Source organism: Ruegeria halocynthiae (genome assembly GCF_000743705.1).
GTDB lineage: Bacteria > Pseudomonadota > Alphaproteobacteria > Rhodobacterales > Rhodobacteraceae > Ruegeria > Ruegeria halocynthiae_B.
The window spans coordinates 160,711-177,413 of the sequence record NZ_JQEZ01000001.1 but is presented as its reverse complement, the minus strand read 5'-3'; the positions used below and the strand labels follow the sequence as shown (position 1 = coordinate 177,413).

Annotated in this window: 15 protein-coding genes and 1 pseudogene; 4 read left to right on the top strand and 12 right to left on the bottom strand. The window is 57.8% G+C overall.

Annotated elements, in window-relative coordinates; translation table 11 throughout:
- Window positions 1-133: 133 nt before the first annotated feature.
- A pseudogene (locus JT51_RS00755) lies at window positions 134-1,113 on the top strand (IS30 family transposase); the annotation flags it as partial.
- Between the two features lie 43 nt (window positions 1,114-1,156).
- On the opposite strand, the gene phoB reads toward JT51_RS00755, so the two are convergent.
- The 10 genes from phoB to JT51_RS00705 form a co-directional block, all read right to left on the bottom strand.
- Entirely contained in the window at window positions 1,157-1,846 is a 690-nt protein-coding gene (gene phoB / locus JT51_RS00750) for a phosphate regulon transcriptional regulator PhoB (RefSeq protein ID WP_037306824.1), read from the bottom strand.
- A gap of 12 nt (window positions 1,847-1,858) precedes the next feature.
- The gene (gene phoU, locus JT51_RS00745; protein WP_037306823.1) at window positions 1,859-2,560 is read right to left on the bottom strand and encodes a phosphate signaling complex protein PhoU; all 702 of its coding nucleotides are present in this window, start codon (window positions 2,558-2,560) and stop codon (window positions 1,859-1,861) included.
- Window positions 2,561-2,576: 16 nt separating this feature from the next.
- Window positions 2,577-3,374 (bottom strand): phosphate ABC transporter ATP-binding protein PstB, encoded by a 798-nt coding sequence (pstB, locus tag JT51_RS00740; RefSeq protein WP_037306821.1) that lies wholly within the window; start codon window positions 3,372-3,374, stop codon window positions 2,577-2,579.
- A gap of 14 nt (window positions 3,375-3,388) precedes the next feature.
- Window positions 3,389-4,723, bottom strand: a complete 1,335-nt coding sequence (gene pstA / locus JT51_RS00735; protein ID WP_037306819.1) for a phosphate ABC transporter permease PstA — start codon at window positions 4,721-4,723, stop codon at window positions 3,389-3,391.
- Window positions 4,720-6,192, bottom strand: coding sequence for a phosphate ABC transporter permease subunit PstC (gene pstC, locus JT51_RS00730; protein WP_037306818.1), 1,473 nt, complete (start codon window positions 6,190-6,192; stop codon window positions 4,720-4,722). Before pstC ends, pstA begins: the two co-directional genes overlap by 4 nt.
- A 90-nt stretch (window positions 6,193-6,282) precedes the next feature.
- Entirely contained in the window at window positions 6,283-7,323 is a 1,041-nt protein-coding gene (locus tag JT51_RS00725; protein ID WP_037309179.1) for a PstS family phosphate ABC transporter substrate-binding protein, read from the bottom strand.
- 194 nt (window positions 7,324-7,517) lie between these two features.
- On the bottom strand, window positions 7,518-8,564 hold the full coding sequence (locus JT51_RS00720; RefSeq protein ID WP_037306816.1) for a sensor histidine kinase: 1,047 nt from the start codon (window positions 8,562-8,564) through the stop codon (window positions 7,518-7,520).
- Window positions 8,565-8,595: 31 nt separating this feature from the next.
- Window positions 8,596-9,120: a gamma carbonic anhydrase family protein gene (locus tag JT51_RS00715; protein WP_037306814.1), complete on the bottom strand. Its 525-nt coding sequence runs from the start codon at window positions 9,118-9,120 to the stop codon at window positions 8,596-8,598.
- Window positions 9,117-9,758: a guanylate kinase gene (gmk, locus tag JT51_RS00710; protein ID WP_037306812.1), complete on the bottom strand. Its 642-nt coding sequence runs from the start codon at window positions 9,756-9,758 to the stop codon at window positions 9,117-9,119. Before gmk ends, JT51_RS00715 begins: the two co-directional genes overlap by 4 nt.
- A 17-nt stretch (window positions 9,759-9,775) precedes the next feature.
- Window positions 9,776-10,666, bottom strand: a complete 891-nt coding sequence (locus tag JT51_RS00705) for a YicC/YloC family endoribonuclease (protein WP_037306810.1) — start codon at window positions 10,664-10,666, stop codon at window positions 9,776-9,778.
- A gap of 243 nt (window positions 10,667-10,909) precedes the next feature.
- Between JT51_RS00705 and JT51_RS00700 the strand changes: the two genes are divergently transcribed.
- Window positions 10,910-11,584 (top strand): PAS domain-containing protein, encoded by a 675-nt coding sequence (locus JT51_RS00700; protein WP_037309176.1) that lies wholly within the window; start codon window positions 10,910-10,912, stop codon window positions 11,582-11,584.
- Between the two features lie 66 nt (window positions 11,585-11,650).
- Here JT51_RS00700 and JT51_RS00695 read toward each other — a convergent pair whose 3' ends face one another.
- Window positions 11,651-13,021: a class II 3-deoxy-7-phosphoheptulonate synthase gene (locus tag JT51_RS00695; protein ID WP_037306808.1), complete on the bottom strand. Its 1,371-nt coding sequence runs from the start codon at window positions 13,019-13,021 to the stop codon at window positions 11,651-11,653.
- A gap of 169 nt (window positions 13,022-13,190) precedes the next feature.
- Between JT51_RS00695 and JT51_RS00690 the strand changes: the two genes are divergently transcribed.
- Window positions 13,191-14,195: a GlxA family transcriptional regulator gene (locus JT51_RS00690; RefSeq protein ID WP_037306806.1), complete on the top strand. Its 1,005-nt coding sequence runs from the start codon at window positions 13,191-13,193 to the stop codon at window positions 14,193-14,195.
- A 16-nt stretch (window positions 14,196-14,211) separates the two neighbouring features.
- Here JT51_RS00690 and JT51_RS00685 read toward each other — a convergent pair whose 3' ends face one another.
- Window positions 14,212-15,303, bottom strand: a complete 1,092-nt coding sequence (locus JT51_RS00685) for a PQQ-dependent sugar dehydrogenase (RefSeq protein WP_037309173.1) — start codon at window positions 15,301-15,303, stop codon at window positions 14,212-14,214.
- 166 nt (window positions 15,304-15,469) lie between these two features.
- Here JT51_RS00685 and JT51_RS00680 point away from each other — a divergent pair, with 166 nt between their 5' ends.
- Window positions 15,470-16,651, top strand: coding sequence for an ABC transporter substrate-binding protein (locus JT51_RS00680; RefSeq protein WP_037306804.1), 1,182 nt, complete (start codon window positions 15,470-15,472; stop codon window positions 16,649-16,651).
- Window positions 16,652-16,703 lie beyond the last annotated feature (52 nt).

Sequence of the window (16,703 nt, the reverse complement as noted above, 5' to 3'; positions counted from 1 at the left end):
GCGCTCGCAGAAGAACTCAGAAACCTAGGGTGGAGAAATGTCGCAACCTAACTTGAGATCACAACGGTGCGCGCTACCTTCAAGTACGACTCCTATTAGAAAACAATGAGTTATCTAATGAGGAGATTGTGACATGAGAGCCGTTTACACGCAACTGAGCATTGAGGAACGCCGTAGAATCGAACGTTGGAGGCATGCGAAAGTCCCTGTTCGTGAGATGGCGCGTGTTCTGAGGCGCTCGAAAGCCACGATCCACCGCGAGTTGAAGCGGAACTACTTCAGCGACGAGTGCATGCCCAAATGTGACGGCTACTACGGTGCTGCTGCCCATCTGATGGCGGCCGATCGGCGTGCCCGTCAGCGCAAACTGATCCGATACCCGCAATTGCTCAAAAAAGTCGTCGAACGTCTCAAGCATGGTTGGACGCCTGAACAGATTGGCAACCGAATGATCTATGAAGGCACCAGGCTGCGGGTTTGCCAGGAAACTATCTACCGTTACATCTATTCGAAGGACGGCATGGCACAGAAGCTCTGATGGTATCTTCCAAACCACCGCAAGTACCGCCGGCCCCGCCGCGCCAGAAAGCGCCAGGCCCTTAAGTTCCACCGTGATGTCAGCATCCTGTTCCGCCCGGATGATGTGGCGCACCGCCGCCAGTTCGGCCACTGGGAGGGAGATTTGATGCTGTTCAAGCAGAGCCTTGGGAAATCGAACGTGACATCTCTCGTGGAACGGGTCAGTCGCTTCACGGTGTTGTTGAAGAACCCGAACAAGCGTACGAAACCGGTGATGGCAAGATCATGAAAGCGGTGCGCGACCTGCCCCATCTGGCGCGCAAACCCATCACCTTCGACCGCGGCACGGAGCTCGTCAGCTGGCCGCATTTGCAGGCTGAGATCGGAACGCAGACCTGGTTCTGCGATCCCTCCTCGCCCTGGCAGAAAGGCACCGTGGAAAACACTAACCGCCGTAGCCGAAGATGGCTGCCTCGAAAGAGCGACATAACGGCGGTCTCAGATCATGAATTGAACATGATCTGCGACCGCCTCAACGCAACACCCAGAAAGTGTCTGGGATGGAAGACACCGGCCGAGGTGTTCCGCGAAAAGACGGTCGCAGTTCAGGTATCGCTCACATTGTCCGGTTTTGCGATCACCCCAGCGCGTAGCCTGCGCCGCGGACCGTGCGTACGGGATCCGCGCCGCCGTGTTGCGTCAATGCCTTGCGCAGACGGCCGATGTGAACGTCGACTGTGCGGGTGTCTACATAGATGTCGCGACCCCATACCCGGTCCAGCAGCTGCTCGCGGCTCCAGACTCGGCCCGGTTTTTCCATGAACGTGCTTAGCAGACGGAACTCGGTCGGCCCCAGTTTCAGCGGTTTGCTGTTCCGGCTGACCTTATGTGTCTCGGAATCAAGTATGATATCGTCAAATTCCAATCGCAGGCCAACAGTTGCAGGACGTACCCGTCGCAACTGCGTACGCACCCGGGCCATCAGCTCGACGACGGAATAAGGTTTGATAACATAGTCATCTGCGCCGGTTTCCAACCCACGCACCTTGTCGACCTCTTCCGTGCGTGCGGACAACATGATGATCGGAATCGACCGTGTATCCGGGCGTGATTTCAGACGACGACAGACTTCGATACCGCTGAGGTGCGGCATCATCCAGTCCAGAACAATGATGTCAGGACAATCCTCGTCGACCAACAACATGGCTTCATCGCCGTCGGCAGCCTTGGACACGCGAAAACCTTCGGCTTCGAGGTTGTAGGCCAGCACTTCGCGCTGGGCCAATTCATCCTCGACAACCAGAACGGTCGGTTGATCAGCGGACATTCTTCAAATCTCCTAGAAGGACTGCGATGTCACATCAGCTTTGGGGCGTGCATCGGACGGGCGCTCACCCGTGACAAGATAAACGACTTGTTCGGCAATGGCGGTCACGTGGTCGCCCATCCGTTCGATGTTCTTGGCGATAAAGTGCAGGTGCATACAGGCCGAAATGTTGCGCGGATCTTCGGCCATAAAGGTCAGAAGCTCGCGGAACAGGCCGTTATACATCTGGTCTACTTCCTGATCGCGTTCGATCACATCAGTGGCCAGTTCGGCATCGCGCTGGATGTAGGCGTCCAATGCGTCACGCAGCATTCGCTCGACCTCGCGCGCCATACGGCGCAGGGCTGCGGCGCTTCCGTGGATCTCGCCGGCATTGACCAGAACGGTGGTCCGCTTGGCGATGTTCTTGGCATAATCGCCGATGCGCTCCAGATTGGCCGACACCTTCATCACCGACAGAACCAGCCGCAGATCGCTCGCAGTCGGAGACCGCAGCGCAATCAGCCGCGCGGTTTCTTCGTTGATCAGATCCTCAAGTGCGTCGACCGCCTTGTCGCCATTGCGCACTTGCTCGGCCAATTCGACGTCGCGGGTTTCCAAAGACCGGGCCGAGCTCATGATGGCGGCTTCGACCAGCCCGCCCATCTTCATGATATGGGCCTGGATCGCTTCGAGATCGCGATCGAAAACGGATGCAATATGTTGTTCGCTCATCGCAATATTCCTGTGCTCAGCCGATGCGGCCGGTGATGTAACTTTCGGTGCGGGGATCTTCGGGGTTGGTAAATATCTGACCGGTTTCGCCGAACTCGACCAGGTTACCCAGATGGAAGAACGCCGTTTTCTGACTGACCCGCGCGGCCTGCTGCATCGAGTGGGTCACGATCACCACAGAGTAGCGCGAGCGCAGCTCGTCGATCAGTTCCTCGACCTGTGCTGTCGCAATCGGATCCAGGGCCGAGCATGGCTCGTCCATCAGCAGAACCTCTGGCTCGGTCGCCACGGCGCGGGCGATACACAGGCGCTGCTGCTGCCCACCCGACAGACCGGTTCCGGGGGCATCCAGACGGTCCTTCACCTCATTCCAGATTGCGCCCCGTCGCAGCGATTTCTCGACAATTTCATCCAGCTCGGCCTTGTTCCGGGCCAGGCCGTGAATGCGTGGGCCATAGGCCACATTGTCATAGATCGACTTGGGAAACGGGTTCGGTTTCTGGAACACCATGCCCACCTTGGCACGCAGCTGAACCGGATCGACCCGTTTGTCATAGATGTCTTCACCATCCAGTTTGAACGAGCCTTTGACGCGGGCGACATCAATGGTGTCGTTCATCCGGTTCAGGCAGCGCAAAAAGGTGGACTTGCCGCAACCCGACGGACCAATAAACGCGGTGACGGTCTTGTCCTCGATGTCAACATTCACGTCTTTGATGGCGTGGGTTTCGCCGTAATAGACTTGACAGTCACGGCACTCCAGCTTGATTTTATTGGTGTCCACTTGTCTCTCCACTCGCGACATGTCGTTCATTGTACTGCTCCTATTTACCAGCGGCGTTCAAAGCGCCGGCGCAGGATGATTGCGATGATATTCATGGTTAGCAGGAAGACTAAGAGAATGATGATCCCGCCCCAAGCTTTCTCATAGAATGCGGCGTCAGCCCGTGAGGCCCAAGTGTAAATCTGGGCAGGCATGGCCGAGTTCGGTTCGGTGAACCCCGCCAGGAACCCATCGGGATAACCGCGCGCAACAAAGCCTACCATACCGATCAGCAACAACGGAGCAGTCTCTCCCAGCGCTTGTGCCAAGCCGATGATGGTGCCGGTCAGGATGCCCGGTGCGGCCAGCGGCAGCACGTGGTGGAAAACCGCCTGCATTTTCGAGGCCCCTACCCCCAACGCCGCGTCGCGGATCGACGGCGGAACCGCCTTTAGCGAGGCACGCGTCGAAATGATGATCGTCGGCAACGTCATCAGCGTCAGCACCAAACCACCAACCAAAGGTGCCGATTGCGGCAGATGCATGAACTGGATGAACACCGCCAGACCAAGGATGCCAAAGACAATCGACGGCACGGCAGCGAGGTTCGAAATGTTAACCTCGATCAGATCGGTGAACCGGTTCTGCGGTGCGAATTCCTCCAGATAGATCGACGCAGCCACGCCGATTGGCAGCGACAGACCAAGGACGACCAGCATCATAAAGAACGAGCCCACGACCGATGCGCCGATACCCGCACCACCGGGGTTGTCCACGCCGGAATCGGCACCGGTGATAAAGGGCCAGTTGAACGCCTGTTTGATAACGCCCGCCTCTTTCAGGGCATCGACAAGATCCAGATCGCTTTTTTCAAGGAACCGGCTGTCCTGCATGGTGTCACGCGACACACGCCCCTTGAAGTACCCGTCAACGCGGCTGGACGCGGCCAGATCAAACTCCACAGGCTCACCCAGTTTGCCTGGGTTTTCACTATAGAACGTCCGGATCGTTCCGCCAACTTTGCCCAAAAGGCGTTCGATGGCGTCTTCGTTGATCTCTACGTTCAGCCCACGTTCATCCAGCTCGGTCTTTAGCGCCGAGATAAACAGGTTGGAGTACGCCTTGGTCTTGAACAGCTCTGCTTCGGATTCTTCCCGCTGCTGTTCCGTCAGCGTGAATTCCACGCTTACAACCGTGCGGGTAAAAGCGGGTATCCCTTCCGACAGGATCGACGTGAACAGCACCACGAGGAAAAACAGGCCCGTTGCAACGGCCGCGATACCATAGGCGCGAAATCTGCGCTCGGCCTTTGCCCGTTTGCGCGTGCGCTCATTCGGGGCTGTCAACGAGACAGGATGCGGCGTCGCTTCGGGGTTCTCTTGCATACTTGCGTCGGTCATTCGTACTGCTCCCGATACTTGCGCACGATATAAAGGGCGAACACATTGAGGCCCAGTGTGAGGATGAAAAGGGTCATGCCAAGCGCGAAGGCAACAAGCGCTTCGGGGGATGCGAAATCGGCATCTCCGGTTAGCTGGCTGACAATTTTCGCGGTAACTGTTGTCATCGCTTCGAAGGGGTTCAGGCTGAGACGTGCCGCAGCCCCTGCCCCCATGACCACGATCATGGTCTCACCAATGGCGCGCGAGGCCGCCAGAAGAACGGCGCCGACAATCCCCGGCAAGGCTGCGGGCAGAACAACCTGCCGGATGGTTTCCGACTGGTTCGCACCAAGGCCATAGGATCCGTCGCGCATGGCTTGCGGAACCGCGTTGATAATGTCGTCCGACAGCGATGACACAAAGGGGATCAGCATGACGCCCATCACCAACCCTGCGGTCATCACCGCCGTACCGGCCTTCATCCATCCCAGCCCGTCGTCGCCGAACACTTCCAGCAACAAAGGGCCGACTGTCAGCAAGGCGAACAAGCCGTAAACAATGGTCGGGATACCGGCCAGCACCTCTAGCATCGGCTTGGCGAAAGAGCGGACCCGCGGCGAGGCGTATTCGCTTAGGTAAATCGCGGCGAACAGGCCAATCGGCACAGCCACCAAAAGCGCCACGATCGAGATATACAGCGTTCCCCATAGCAACGGCAGAACGCCAAGCGACGAGGAGCCGCCACGACCAGAGAAACTTGGCGACCAAGTGGTGCCAAAGAAAAAGTCGGATGCGGGATAAAGCTTGAAGAATTCCCAGGTGTTGAAGACCAGCGACAGGACAATTCCGACCGTCGTCAGAATGGCGATGGACGCGGCAGCCAGCAAAAGGACGCGCACGCCCTGCTCGACCACGTTGCGCGCACGGTATTCCGATTGGGTTTGACGCCAGCTAAAGACAGCACCGGCCAGCGCGATCAGGATCACGGCAATCGACATGACCGAGTAACCGCCCGAGTTCATGACACGATAGCTTTGAGCGGCCAAAAGGATCGGCTGCGTGATCTCAGAGGTCACAATCTGCCCGGCATCTTTCAGGCTTTGTGTCACCTCCGCAATGTCAGCATTCGCGTTGCTGGCAGCATCCTCGGTGATGTTCCCCTGTGCAACGGCGTTCTCCAGCCCGTATGCGGTCCGGCGAACCTCAGCCATGACCAGGCTGCGCGAGGAGCCCTCCTCGACTTCTGTATCAGGGATCATTCCCGAAATTTGGGAGTTTACGAAAATTGGCTGAACAAGCAGCCAGACGATCAGCAGACCAAACGCTGGCACAGCCGTTTTCAGGGCGACATTCGCGCCATAAAACGTCGGCAAAGAATGCAGGCCCCGACTGTCGCCTCCGGCGCTTTGAAGGGCGCGCGCGCGTCCAAGCACATAGCCGACTGCTGCGATCGCAACGACGATCAGGATTAGCCAAAGTAATGGCATGACACCCCCACTGGTCTGGTTTGGGATTTGGAAAAGAAAACTGGGGGCGACACAGCAGGCCGCCCCCGGCATTTCAGACCAATGTCCGGATTAGCTATCCGAACCCATGGTCACTTCGTTGGCAATCGCGTCCTGGGTTTTGGCCAGTTCCGGATCGGCCACCAGGCCATAGTTTGCCAGCGGGCTGGAACCACCGGCAATCTCGTCAGCAACGAAGAACTGAGCGTATTCTTTCAGACCGGGGATCACGCCGATATGCGCCTTTTTGACGTAGAAGAACAGCGGGCGCGAAACAGGGTACTGGCCCGACGCGATGGTCTCGGTCGAAGGCTCAATACCACCCATGGTCGCAACCTTCAGCTTATCGGTGTTGTTCTCGTAGAACGCCAGACCGAACACGCCGATGCCGTTGGGGTTGGTGTCGATACGCGCCAGCGTTTCGGTATAGTCGCCGTCAATGTCGACCGACTTGCCGTCGGTGCGCACATCCAGACATGCGTCTTCGGCGTCGTCTTCGCTCAGGCCGCCTTTGATCATGGCTTCCATTGCGCCGGTGGTTTCACACCCGGCCAGCAGAACCTTGTCTTCAAAGACTTCACGGGTGCCGTGCTTGGTGCCCGGGATGAACATGGCGATTTCAACATCAGGCAGGTCGCCGTTGAATTCGGCCCAGCTGTTAAAGCTGTTGTCGACCAGCGCGCCGTCTTTGATGACCTTTGCGCCGATTGCGTTGTAGATGTCCGCCGGCTGGAATGCGGTGAACGCGGGGCCAGACTGCTGGCTTGCAAATACGATACCGTCATAGCCGATGCGGACTTCCATGATGTCGGTCACGCCATTTTCGGCACAGGCTTTGATTTCTTTTTCACGAATGGCGCGCGATGCGTTGGCCACATCGATGGTGTTTTCGCCAACACCTTCGCAGAACCGCTTGAGACCTGCGGACGAGCCGCCGGATTCAACAACAGGTGTGGGGAAATCGGTGTTGTCACCGAACAATTCCGCGACGATCGAGGCATATGGCAACACGGTCGACGAGCCAGCAACTTGAACGTTGTCACGTGCCACAGCAGCGGTGGCCGATACAGCGGCGATAGCAAGTGCAGAAGCCGACAGTTTTACAAAGGACATTTCAGTCTCCCTGAAAAGATAGGTAATGATCACCCTCATGATGATCTTGCGCGAACCCCTATGGGCCGTGCGTAAGTCTTTTGTGACAAGTGTGTAACGCTTTTATGACAACCAACTGCATTTCAGCGTTACGTTAGGGGAATTTCGCCGATCCCCGAAAGCCATGTTGGGTTTTCGCCCCGTCGATTAACGGCTCAACGCGGTAAAATCACAGTGAAAACAGACCCTTTGCCCAGATCGCTTTCCACCCGCAGTCGGCCACGGTGCCGGTTTACAATATGTTTCACAATCGCAAGCCCCAACCCGGTGCCCCCCAATTGTCTGGAGCGGTGGCTGTCGGCGCGATAAAAACGCTCGGTCAGGCGCGGTAGGTGAAGGGCATCAATACCCGGCCCCTTGTCGACGATCTGAACCCTGACACCCGGCCCGCGACTTGCGGTGTCCCGCTCGGACGAAGTTACGCGAACTTCGACACTGCCGCCGCTGCCGCCATATTTGATCCCGTTTTCAATCAAATTCGTGAAGACCTGCCGCAGTTGGTCGCTATCCCCTATCAGCGATACCGGGCCTTGTGTGGCGTTCAGGATCAGTTCGACACTGGCGTCCTCGGCCAGGGGGCGCAGAGAATTGAGTGTCGATTGCAGCAAGCCCGTCAGTTCAAGCTGCTCTTTCGGGCGAACACGTTCTTCGCTTTCGACGCGGTTCAGGGACAGCAGATCGCCAACCAGCCGGTTCATGCGGTTGGCCTCTTCGTTCATGATGCCCAGAAACCGGTCCCGGGCGGCGACATCGTCACGCGCCGGACCGCGCAAAGTTTCGATGAACCCCATCAACGCCGTCAAAGGCGTGCGCAATTCGTGGCTGACATTGGCCACGAAATCGCGTCGCATCTGGCTGGCATGTTCCAGATGGGTCACATCCTGGAAGGTCGCCATCACCGCGCCACCTGAAACAGCCCCAACGCCGTTCATGTACCGGAACTGAACCTCGAACGTCGTATCCTGAGCGCCATCATTGGAAAGATGCCGGGTCGTCGCTGAACCTTTGGTGCGCAGGCTTTGTTCCATCGCTTCGATAACCTGCGGCTGCCTCAGGATCGTGGCAAAGTGCCGACCTATGATGTTCTGGTTCAAAAGGGTCTTTGCCTCGGTGTTCGCGGCAATGATCCTTTCCGTCTGATCAACCATCAGCGCAGGCATTGGAACGGCCGAGACAACTTCGGCAAGCAGATCATTAGACATGAATTCGGTCTCTTGGTGTTTTCGAATAACCCTATGGCACAGGCTTCATCGTGTCGCGGAATTTGCGCATGTTTTCCTGATAATGCAGGGCGCTGAGTGTAATTTTCTGGGCGGCGGCCTCATCCAGTTGTCGCACAACCTTGCCCGGCGTGCCCATGACCAGAGAGTTGTCGGGTACTTCCTTGCCTTCCGTAATCAGGGCCCCTGCCCCGATCAGGCAATTCTTGCCAATCTTCGCGCCGTTCAGAACAATCGCGCCCATGCCGATCAATGTATTTTCCCCGATCGTGCAGCCATGCAGCATGACCTTGTGCCCGATGGTGCAGTTCGGCCCAATCGTCAGCGGGAAACCGGTGTCGATGTGCATGACACAGTTTTCCTGCACGTTGCTGCCCGCGCCAATGCGTATTTCTTCATGGTCCGCACGGATTGTGCAGCCGAACCAGACCGACGCCCCCTGTTCCAGCACCACCTTGCCAATCAGATTGGCATCGGGCGCAACCCAGGTGTCATCGTGCAGTTGCGGTGCGTCGTCACCCAGCATGTAGATCGTCATGAGACATCCTCGAATTCGCTTTGCAGGGTTCGAACGTGGTTCTGCAATGTTGGTTGCTGTATCCGGCGCATCCGTTCGGCGCTGACGATGGTTTTCAACCTTTCCTCGGTGGCATCCAGATCGTCATTGACCAGCACATAGTCGTAATACCCCCAGTGGCTGATCTCATCCCAGCTTTTCAGCATCCGTTTGGCGATGACGTCCTCGCTGTCCTGCCCCCGGCTTTCCAGCCTGCGACGCAATTCGGGAATCGACGGCGGCAGGATGAAAATCGACAGCGCGTGTTTGCCCAGGTCCGAATTGCGGATCTGCACCTCGCCCTGCCAATCCACATCGAACAGAACATCCTTGCCCGAGTTGATCGAGTCGCGCACAGGCCCGGCAGGTGAGCCGTAGAAGTTACCGAATACATGCGCGTGTTCCAACATCTGCCCCTCTGAAACCTGCTGCCGAAAGGCATCTTCGCTCAGAAAGTAATACTCGCGCCCGTTTTCTTCACCCGGTCGCGGCGCGCGTGTTGTGGCCGATACCGAAAACTCCAGATCCGAGTCCCACTGCATCAACCTTTTGGCCAGCGTCGATTTCCCTGCCCCCGACGGCGAGGACAAAATGATTAAAAGGCCGCGTCGATCCGCCATTTGGGGCGCTCCTGTCTTTATTCCACGTTCTGCACTTGCTCGCGCATCTGGTCTATTACGGCCTTCAACTCAAGCCCTACCGACGTCAGATCGGCGCTTTGCGCTTTGGAGCAAAGGGTGTTGGCCTCGCGGTTGAACTCCTGCATCAGAAAATCCAGCTTGCGCCCGACAGCACCGTCCTGCGACAGCAATTCGCGTGCCGCAGCAACATGGGCCTTCAGGCGGTCGATTTCTTCGGTGATATCCGCCTTGACCGCAATCAGCGCCAATTCCTGCGCCACGCGTTCAGGCTCTGCGCCCTGGGCGTTGTCCAGCACACGCGCCAGATTGTCCCGCAACGCCTCGGCCATCTTGTCCTTGCGCTGTTCCGCCAGCTCTGCCGCCCGGACCGTCAAATCCGCCACCTGGGTCAGTTGCCCATCAAGGATGGTCGAAAGTGCCTGACCTTCGGCTTGCCGCATTTCAATGAAAGCCGCCAATAGGGATGGGAATTCTGATGTGAGCTGCCGAACCAGAGGCTCTGGGTCGTCAACGTCGCTTCCGGCGTCCAGCATCCCCTTCATGGCGATCAGATCAGCCGCAGAGGACGGTGCCAACGTGACCCCTTGCGCCGCGGCCATGTCCTGCGCGCGGGCAAGAGCACTAAGCGCGGCCTCCATCGCCCCTTCGTTCAGGACAATATCGGGCGCGGTTTCATCGCGGCTCAACCGTAGGGACAGCGTTACATTTCCCCGGCTCAAAGCTTTGGACAATTGCGCGCGCAATGCGGCTTCCAGCCCGGTCAGCCACTCGGGCACGCGCAAGCGCATATCCAGACCTTTGCCGTTCACACTCCGCAGTTCCCACGTCCAGCTATGTGAACCGAACGCCCCTTTGTCCGATGCGAAACCGGTCATGGATCTGATCATTCCTGCCCTTCCCCTGGCTACCCTTACATGCTCGCTTGCCGCACCTAATGCCATCGGCGTGCGCAGAGCAAGAGTTTGCTGAGAATGGGCCTGGCTGCCAGAAGTTAACCATTCATTAAGGAATTCCTCCAAAATTGATTTAACCCGTGTCAATCTGACCCCGCAAACACTGGTTGGACGCAGACGTCCTCGGTATCTGGCATTTTAGACAAATGATGGTCGGTTGACGGTAGGGTGATGAAAATGAAAACGTTTTTTGGGAACGGTTCCGGTTCAAAGTTTGGAAAGATCGTCGCTATGGATCGTTTTGACAGTGGGCGCAGCCTTTCGCCGATCCGACAGGCCGAAGCGTATTGGACCGCGTTGCTGGATGGAAACGGCGTCCCAAAACGCGCGCAGATTGATCCGCGTGGCCTTGAGAATGTTCTGGAATACACCTTTATTCTGGAACGTATCGCGCCCGGTTTGGCCAGATATCGCCTGGCGGGCAGTCACTTGAACGCTTTGGCCGGAATGGAGGTGCGCGGAATGCCGATCACCGCCTTTTTCGAATCCGGTGCCCGGCAAGAAATCACTGACGTGTTAGAGCAGGTGTTTGCCGGTCCTTCCATCGCGGAACTTGAACTGACCTCGGCCGGTAAGCGGGGGCGCATGCATATGCAGGCCCATATGATCCTGTTGCCCTTGAAAAGCGATCTGGGTGACGTCAGCCGCATTCTTGGTGTCATGGTCAGCGATGGCGCGATCGGTGCAACCCCAAGACGGTTTTCTGTTTCAGATAGCCGTGTACGTGCCGTATCCGACGTTCAGGCCCCGCAGACACCCGCCGCAAAACTGGCGGCAGGGTTCGCCGAAGAACAGGATGAATTCAAAAAGCCGGGCTCACACCTGCGGCTTGTCGCTTCCCGCGACAAGTGAACATCTGAGACAAAGAAAAAGGCGGGCCAGATAGCCCGCCTTTCTTTTTCGTCATTCTGTAAGGGATCAGCTAACCGCGCGTTTGCTGCGATCACGCCGCAGGTTGGTCAGTTCTTCTGCCACAAGGAATGCCAGTTCCAGCGATTGCGTTGCGTTCAAACGCGGGTCGCAGGCGGTGTGATAACGATCCGAGAGATCCTCTTCGGTCACAGCCCGCACGCCGCCGGTGCATTCGGTCACATCCAGGCCCGTCATCTCGAAATGCACACCGCCGGGGATGGTGCCCTCGGCCTGATGTACGCCGAAAAAGTCGCGCACCTCGCGCAGTACCGAATCAAACGGGCGGGTCTTGTAACCGGTCGCCGACTTGATGGTATTGCCATGCATCGGGTCACAGACCCAGGTGACATTGACGCCTTCTTCCTTCACGGCCTTGACCAGACGCGGCAGATGCTCGCCCACATTGCCTGCTCCAAATCGGGCGATCAGGGTCAGGCGGCCCTCTTCGTTCTCGGGGTTCAGCCTGGACATCAGCACCTTGAGGTCGTCAGCGGTGGTTGTCGGACCGCATTTCAGACCAATCGGGTTCAGCACACCGCGGCAGAATTCCACATGCGCACCGTCCGGCTGACGTGTACGGTCGCCGATCCAGATCATGTGGCCGGACCCGGCCAGCCAGTTTCCGGATGTCGAATCAAGACGGGTCAGCGCCTCTTCATACTCCAACAACAGGCTTTCATGGCTGGTGTAGAATTCCACGGTCGAGAATTCATGCGTGGTGTCCGCCGTGATCCCCGCCGCCCCCATAAAGTCGATGGTGTCCTGAATGCGGTCGGCGATTTCCGAATATTTCTGCACGTCCTGCTCATCCGTGAACCCCAGGGTCCAGGAATGCACCATGCTCATATCGGCGAAACCACCAGTCGAAAAGGCGCGCAACAGGTTCAGCGTTGCCGCGGCCTGGGTATAGGCCTGCAGCATCTTGCCGGGATTCGGAATACGGGACTCGGGCGTAAAGGCCAGCTCGTTGATGATATCACCACGGTAGCTGGGCAGTTCCACGCCGTCGATAACCTCGGTCGGGGCGCTGCGGGGTTTGGCGAACTGACCCGCCATACGGCCAACTTTGACCACTGGCACCTTGGCACCATAGGTCAGAACCATCGCCATCTGCAGCATCACCTTGAACGTGTCACGGATGGCATCCGCGCTGAATTGTTCAAAGCTTTCAGCGCAATCCCCACCCTGAAGCAAAAAGGCTTCGCCACGGCCGGCGGCACCCAGATGCTGTTTTAGACGCCGCGCTTCGCCAGCAAAGACCAGCGGGGGATACTGCGAAAGCTGAGCCTCGACTTTGGCCAGCGCGGCTGCGTCGGTATAGTCTGGCATCTGAACCCGGGGCTTGTTGCGCCAGTTCGATTTTTGCCATTCGGTCATAGCTTTGATCTCCGCAGAAGTAATCAGGTCGTCTCTATACAAAATGCATCGAAGACTGACCATATACGATTTGAACCTCTTGACGTGGGAAACAAGCTTTGGTCATGGTGGCTGCTAACTCTGTCGCTGGACGCAACGTCACAAAGCGCCGAATCAAGGACACCTCGCCATGCAAGAGCAACGCCAAGTTGTCACGGTGGAAGACACTGCGGCTAACCCCCGCAATTTCGTGTTTGTCCTGCTGGACAAATTCTCTTTGCTGTCCTTTGCCTCGGCGTTGGACAGCCTGCGTATCGCCAACCGTATGGCCGACAAGAATCTATATTCCTGGCGCCTTATGGGTGAAGGCGGTGAATCGGTCAGTTGTTCGGCCGGAACAACCTTTGCATTGGATTCCGATCTGGTCGAGCTTCAGCGCGACGACGTTGTGTTGATCTGCGGCGGCGTGGACGTCCAGGCGGCGACCACCAAAAAGGTACTGAATTGGGTCCGTCGCGAGGCGCGGCGGGGCCTGCGCATCGGCGGCCTGTGCACGGCGGGCTACACTCTGGCCAAAGCCGGGCTTCTGGACGGTAAACGCGCCACCATTCACTGGGAAAACTCGGACAGTTTCGTGGAAGAATTCGATGAGGTCGAACTGACCAAATCCGTATTCCAGATCGACGGCAACCGGATGACCACGGCAGGCGGCACCTCGTCCATCGACCTGATGCTGAAGATCATCGCAGATGACTACGGCGAGGATCTGGCGAATGCGGTGGCCGATCAGATGATCTATTCCTCGATCCGCACCGATCAGGACACACAGCGCCTGTCGACCCCAACCCGGATCGGCGTGCGCCACCCCAAGCTAAGCCAGGTCATCCTGATGATGGAAAAGAACATCGAAGAGCCGATCTCGCCTTCGATTCTGGCGAAGGATGTCGGTATGTCGACCCGGCAGCTTGAACGTCTGTTCCGCCGCTACCTCAGCCGCTCGCCCAAACGCTATTACATGGAACTGCGCCTGCACAAGGCGCGCAACCTGCTGATGCAAACGGATATGAGTGTGATCAACGTCGCGCTGGCCTGCGGCTTTGCCAGTCCCTCGCATTTCTCAAAATGTTACCGGGCGCATTACAACACGACACCCTACCGTGAGCGTGGCGCGCAAAGCGGCCGGTTGTCCGTTTAACGGTGAAACGGTGGCCCTACCGGGCCATTCTGTAAACTTCTCCCTGCCCGACCGAGATGAACCAAATCGCGCCATCAGGTGCTTCGACAATATCGCGCACACGCTCGGTTTCGGGGCCTGTGATCTTTTCGACCTCGCGCAAGGGCGCCCCCTCTAACCGCGATATGTAGTCGAACTTGAGTGACCCGACAAAAACGTCGCCCTCCCATTCCGGCCAGAGCTTTCCGGAATAGACCATCAACCCGGACGGCGCGATGGATGGGTCCCAATAGTGCTGCGGCTGTTCCATCCCCTCTTTGGCGGAGCCTTCGCCGATTTTTTCGCCCGAGTAATGCACGCCATAAGAAATGACCGGCCAACCATAGTTCAGGCCCGGTTGGACCAGGTTCACCTCGTCACCGCCCCTGGCGCCATGTTCCGAAACCCAAAGGCGACCCCGGGCATCCAGACCGGCCCCTTGCGGGTTACGATGCCCAAACGACCAGATTTCGGGCCGTATCTCCGACTGGCCAATAAACGGATTATCCGCAGGCACGGTTCCATCCCGGTTTATGCGAATGACGGTCCCCATATGGTTGGAGCGGTCCTGCGCCAGCGGACGATCCCCCCGATCGCCGATTGTCACAAACAGGGTTCCGTCGGCCGCTTCGACAACCCGAGAGCCGAAATGCCGCCCGGTCGAGCCACCGGGGTTTGCCTCAAAAATCACCCGCAGATTGGTCAGGCGATTGCCGTTTTCCGACAACCGGGCGACCGCAACGGCGGTCCCTGCCCCGCCGCGCTGCGGTTTGGCAAAGGTCAGAAAAATCTCGCGAGTTTGCGCAAAGTTGCGTGCGACCGTGACATCCAACAGCCCACCCTGTCCTTTCGCGGCCACTTTGGGTGCCCCTTTGACAGGTTTCGCTTGCCCGTCGGTGACAAACAAAAGCTGGCCTTCACGCTCTGTGACCAGAAACGAACCATCCGGCAGAACACCAATGGCCCAGGGCGTATCCAGCCCGTCGACCATCGAGGTGATGCTGGCGGGCCCCGCGCTGGTCTCAAGCACATCAGCGCTGACCAACCCGGCGCTGCCGGTCAAAGCCAGAATCGCGAAAGCCTTTAACATCTTATTCCCTCCGATTGATTCAGGGCTGCACATCAGCGCGACAAACCTTACAAAATAAATAGATTTTTCCACGGCAAAAACACGATTGCGTTAGGACTTTTCTTTTTCTGACAGCTTGCCTAGGGTCGTCCGCAGAACGAAGACGTTCCAATATGGGAGTAACCTTATGAAAAAGCTGCTTACTGCAACCGCAGCAACCGCTCTGTTGGCTGGCACCGCAATGGCCGAAGACGTAACGCTGGGCGTTCTGTTCGGCTTCACCGGCCCGATTGAATCGCTGGCGCCCTCGATGGGTTCAGGCGCTGAACTGGCGATGGCCGAAGTCACTGAATCCGGCAAGTTGCTGGACGGCACCAAAGTCACTTCGTCGCGCGCCGACACAGGCTGTATCGATAACGGTCTGGCCACATCGAATGGCGAGCGTATGATTGCGGATGGCGTTGCCGGTATCATCGGCGGTGACTGCTCGGGCGTGACCGGTGCAATTCTGCAGAACGTTGCGATCCCGAATGGTATGGTCATGATCTCACCGTCGGCCACGTCGCCCGGTTTGTCGTCCATGGAAGACAACGGCCTGTTCTTCCGCACCGCCCCGTCGGATGCGCGTGAAGGTGAAGTTATGGCCGATATCCTGAAGGATCGCGGCATCGAGTCAATCGCGCTGACCTATACCAACAACGACTTTGGCAAGGGTCTGGCGGATTCGATCCAATCCTCGTTCGAGGCCAACGGTGGTGAAGTCACGATCGTTGCCGCGCATGAAGACGGCAAGGCCGACTATTCGGCCGAAGTTGGCGCGCTGGCCTCGGCCGGTGGCGATCTTTTGGTCGTTGCGGGTTATCTGGATCAAGGTGGCCTGGGCATCATCCAATCGTCGTTGGACAGCGGTGCGTTTGACACATTTGGCCTGCCGGGTGGCATGATCGGGGATTCCCTGCCTGCCAATGTCGGTCCCGACCTGAACGGATCGTTCGGTCAGATCGCGGGTTCCGGCGGTGAAGGTGCCGATAAGTACTTTGCCCTGGCCGAGGCCGCGGGTTTTGACGGATCGTCGCCCTATTCGCCTGAATCCTATGACGCAGCAGCGCTGTTCATGCTGGCGATGCAGGCCGCAGGTTCGACCAACCCGGCCGAGTATGGCGCTAAGATCATGGACGTGGCCAACGAGCCCGGTGAAAAGATCTATCCCGGTGAGCTGGCCAAAGGGCTGGAGCTTTTGGCCGCAGGTCAGGACATCGACTATGTCGGCGCGTCCGGCGTAGAGCTGATCGGCCCCGGTGAAAGCGCAGGCTCTTACCGCGAGATCGAAGTTATCGACGGCGAAAACAAGACCGTCAAATTCCGTTGATCCGGCGTAAAAAGTCATGAAAACAAGCAGCCCGGGCCTTGTGTCCGGGCTG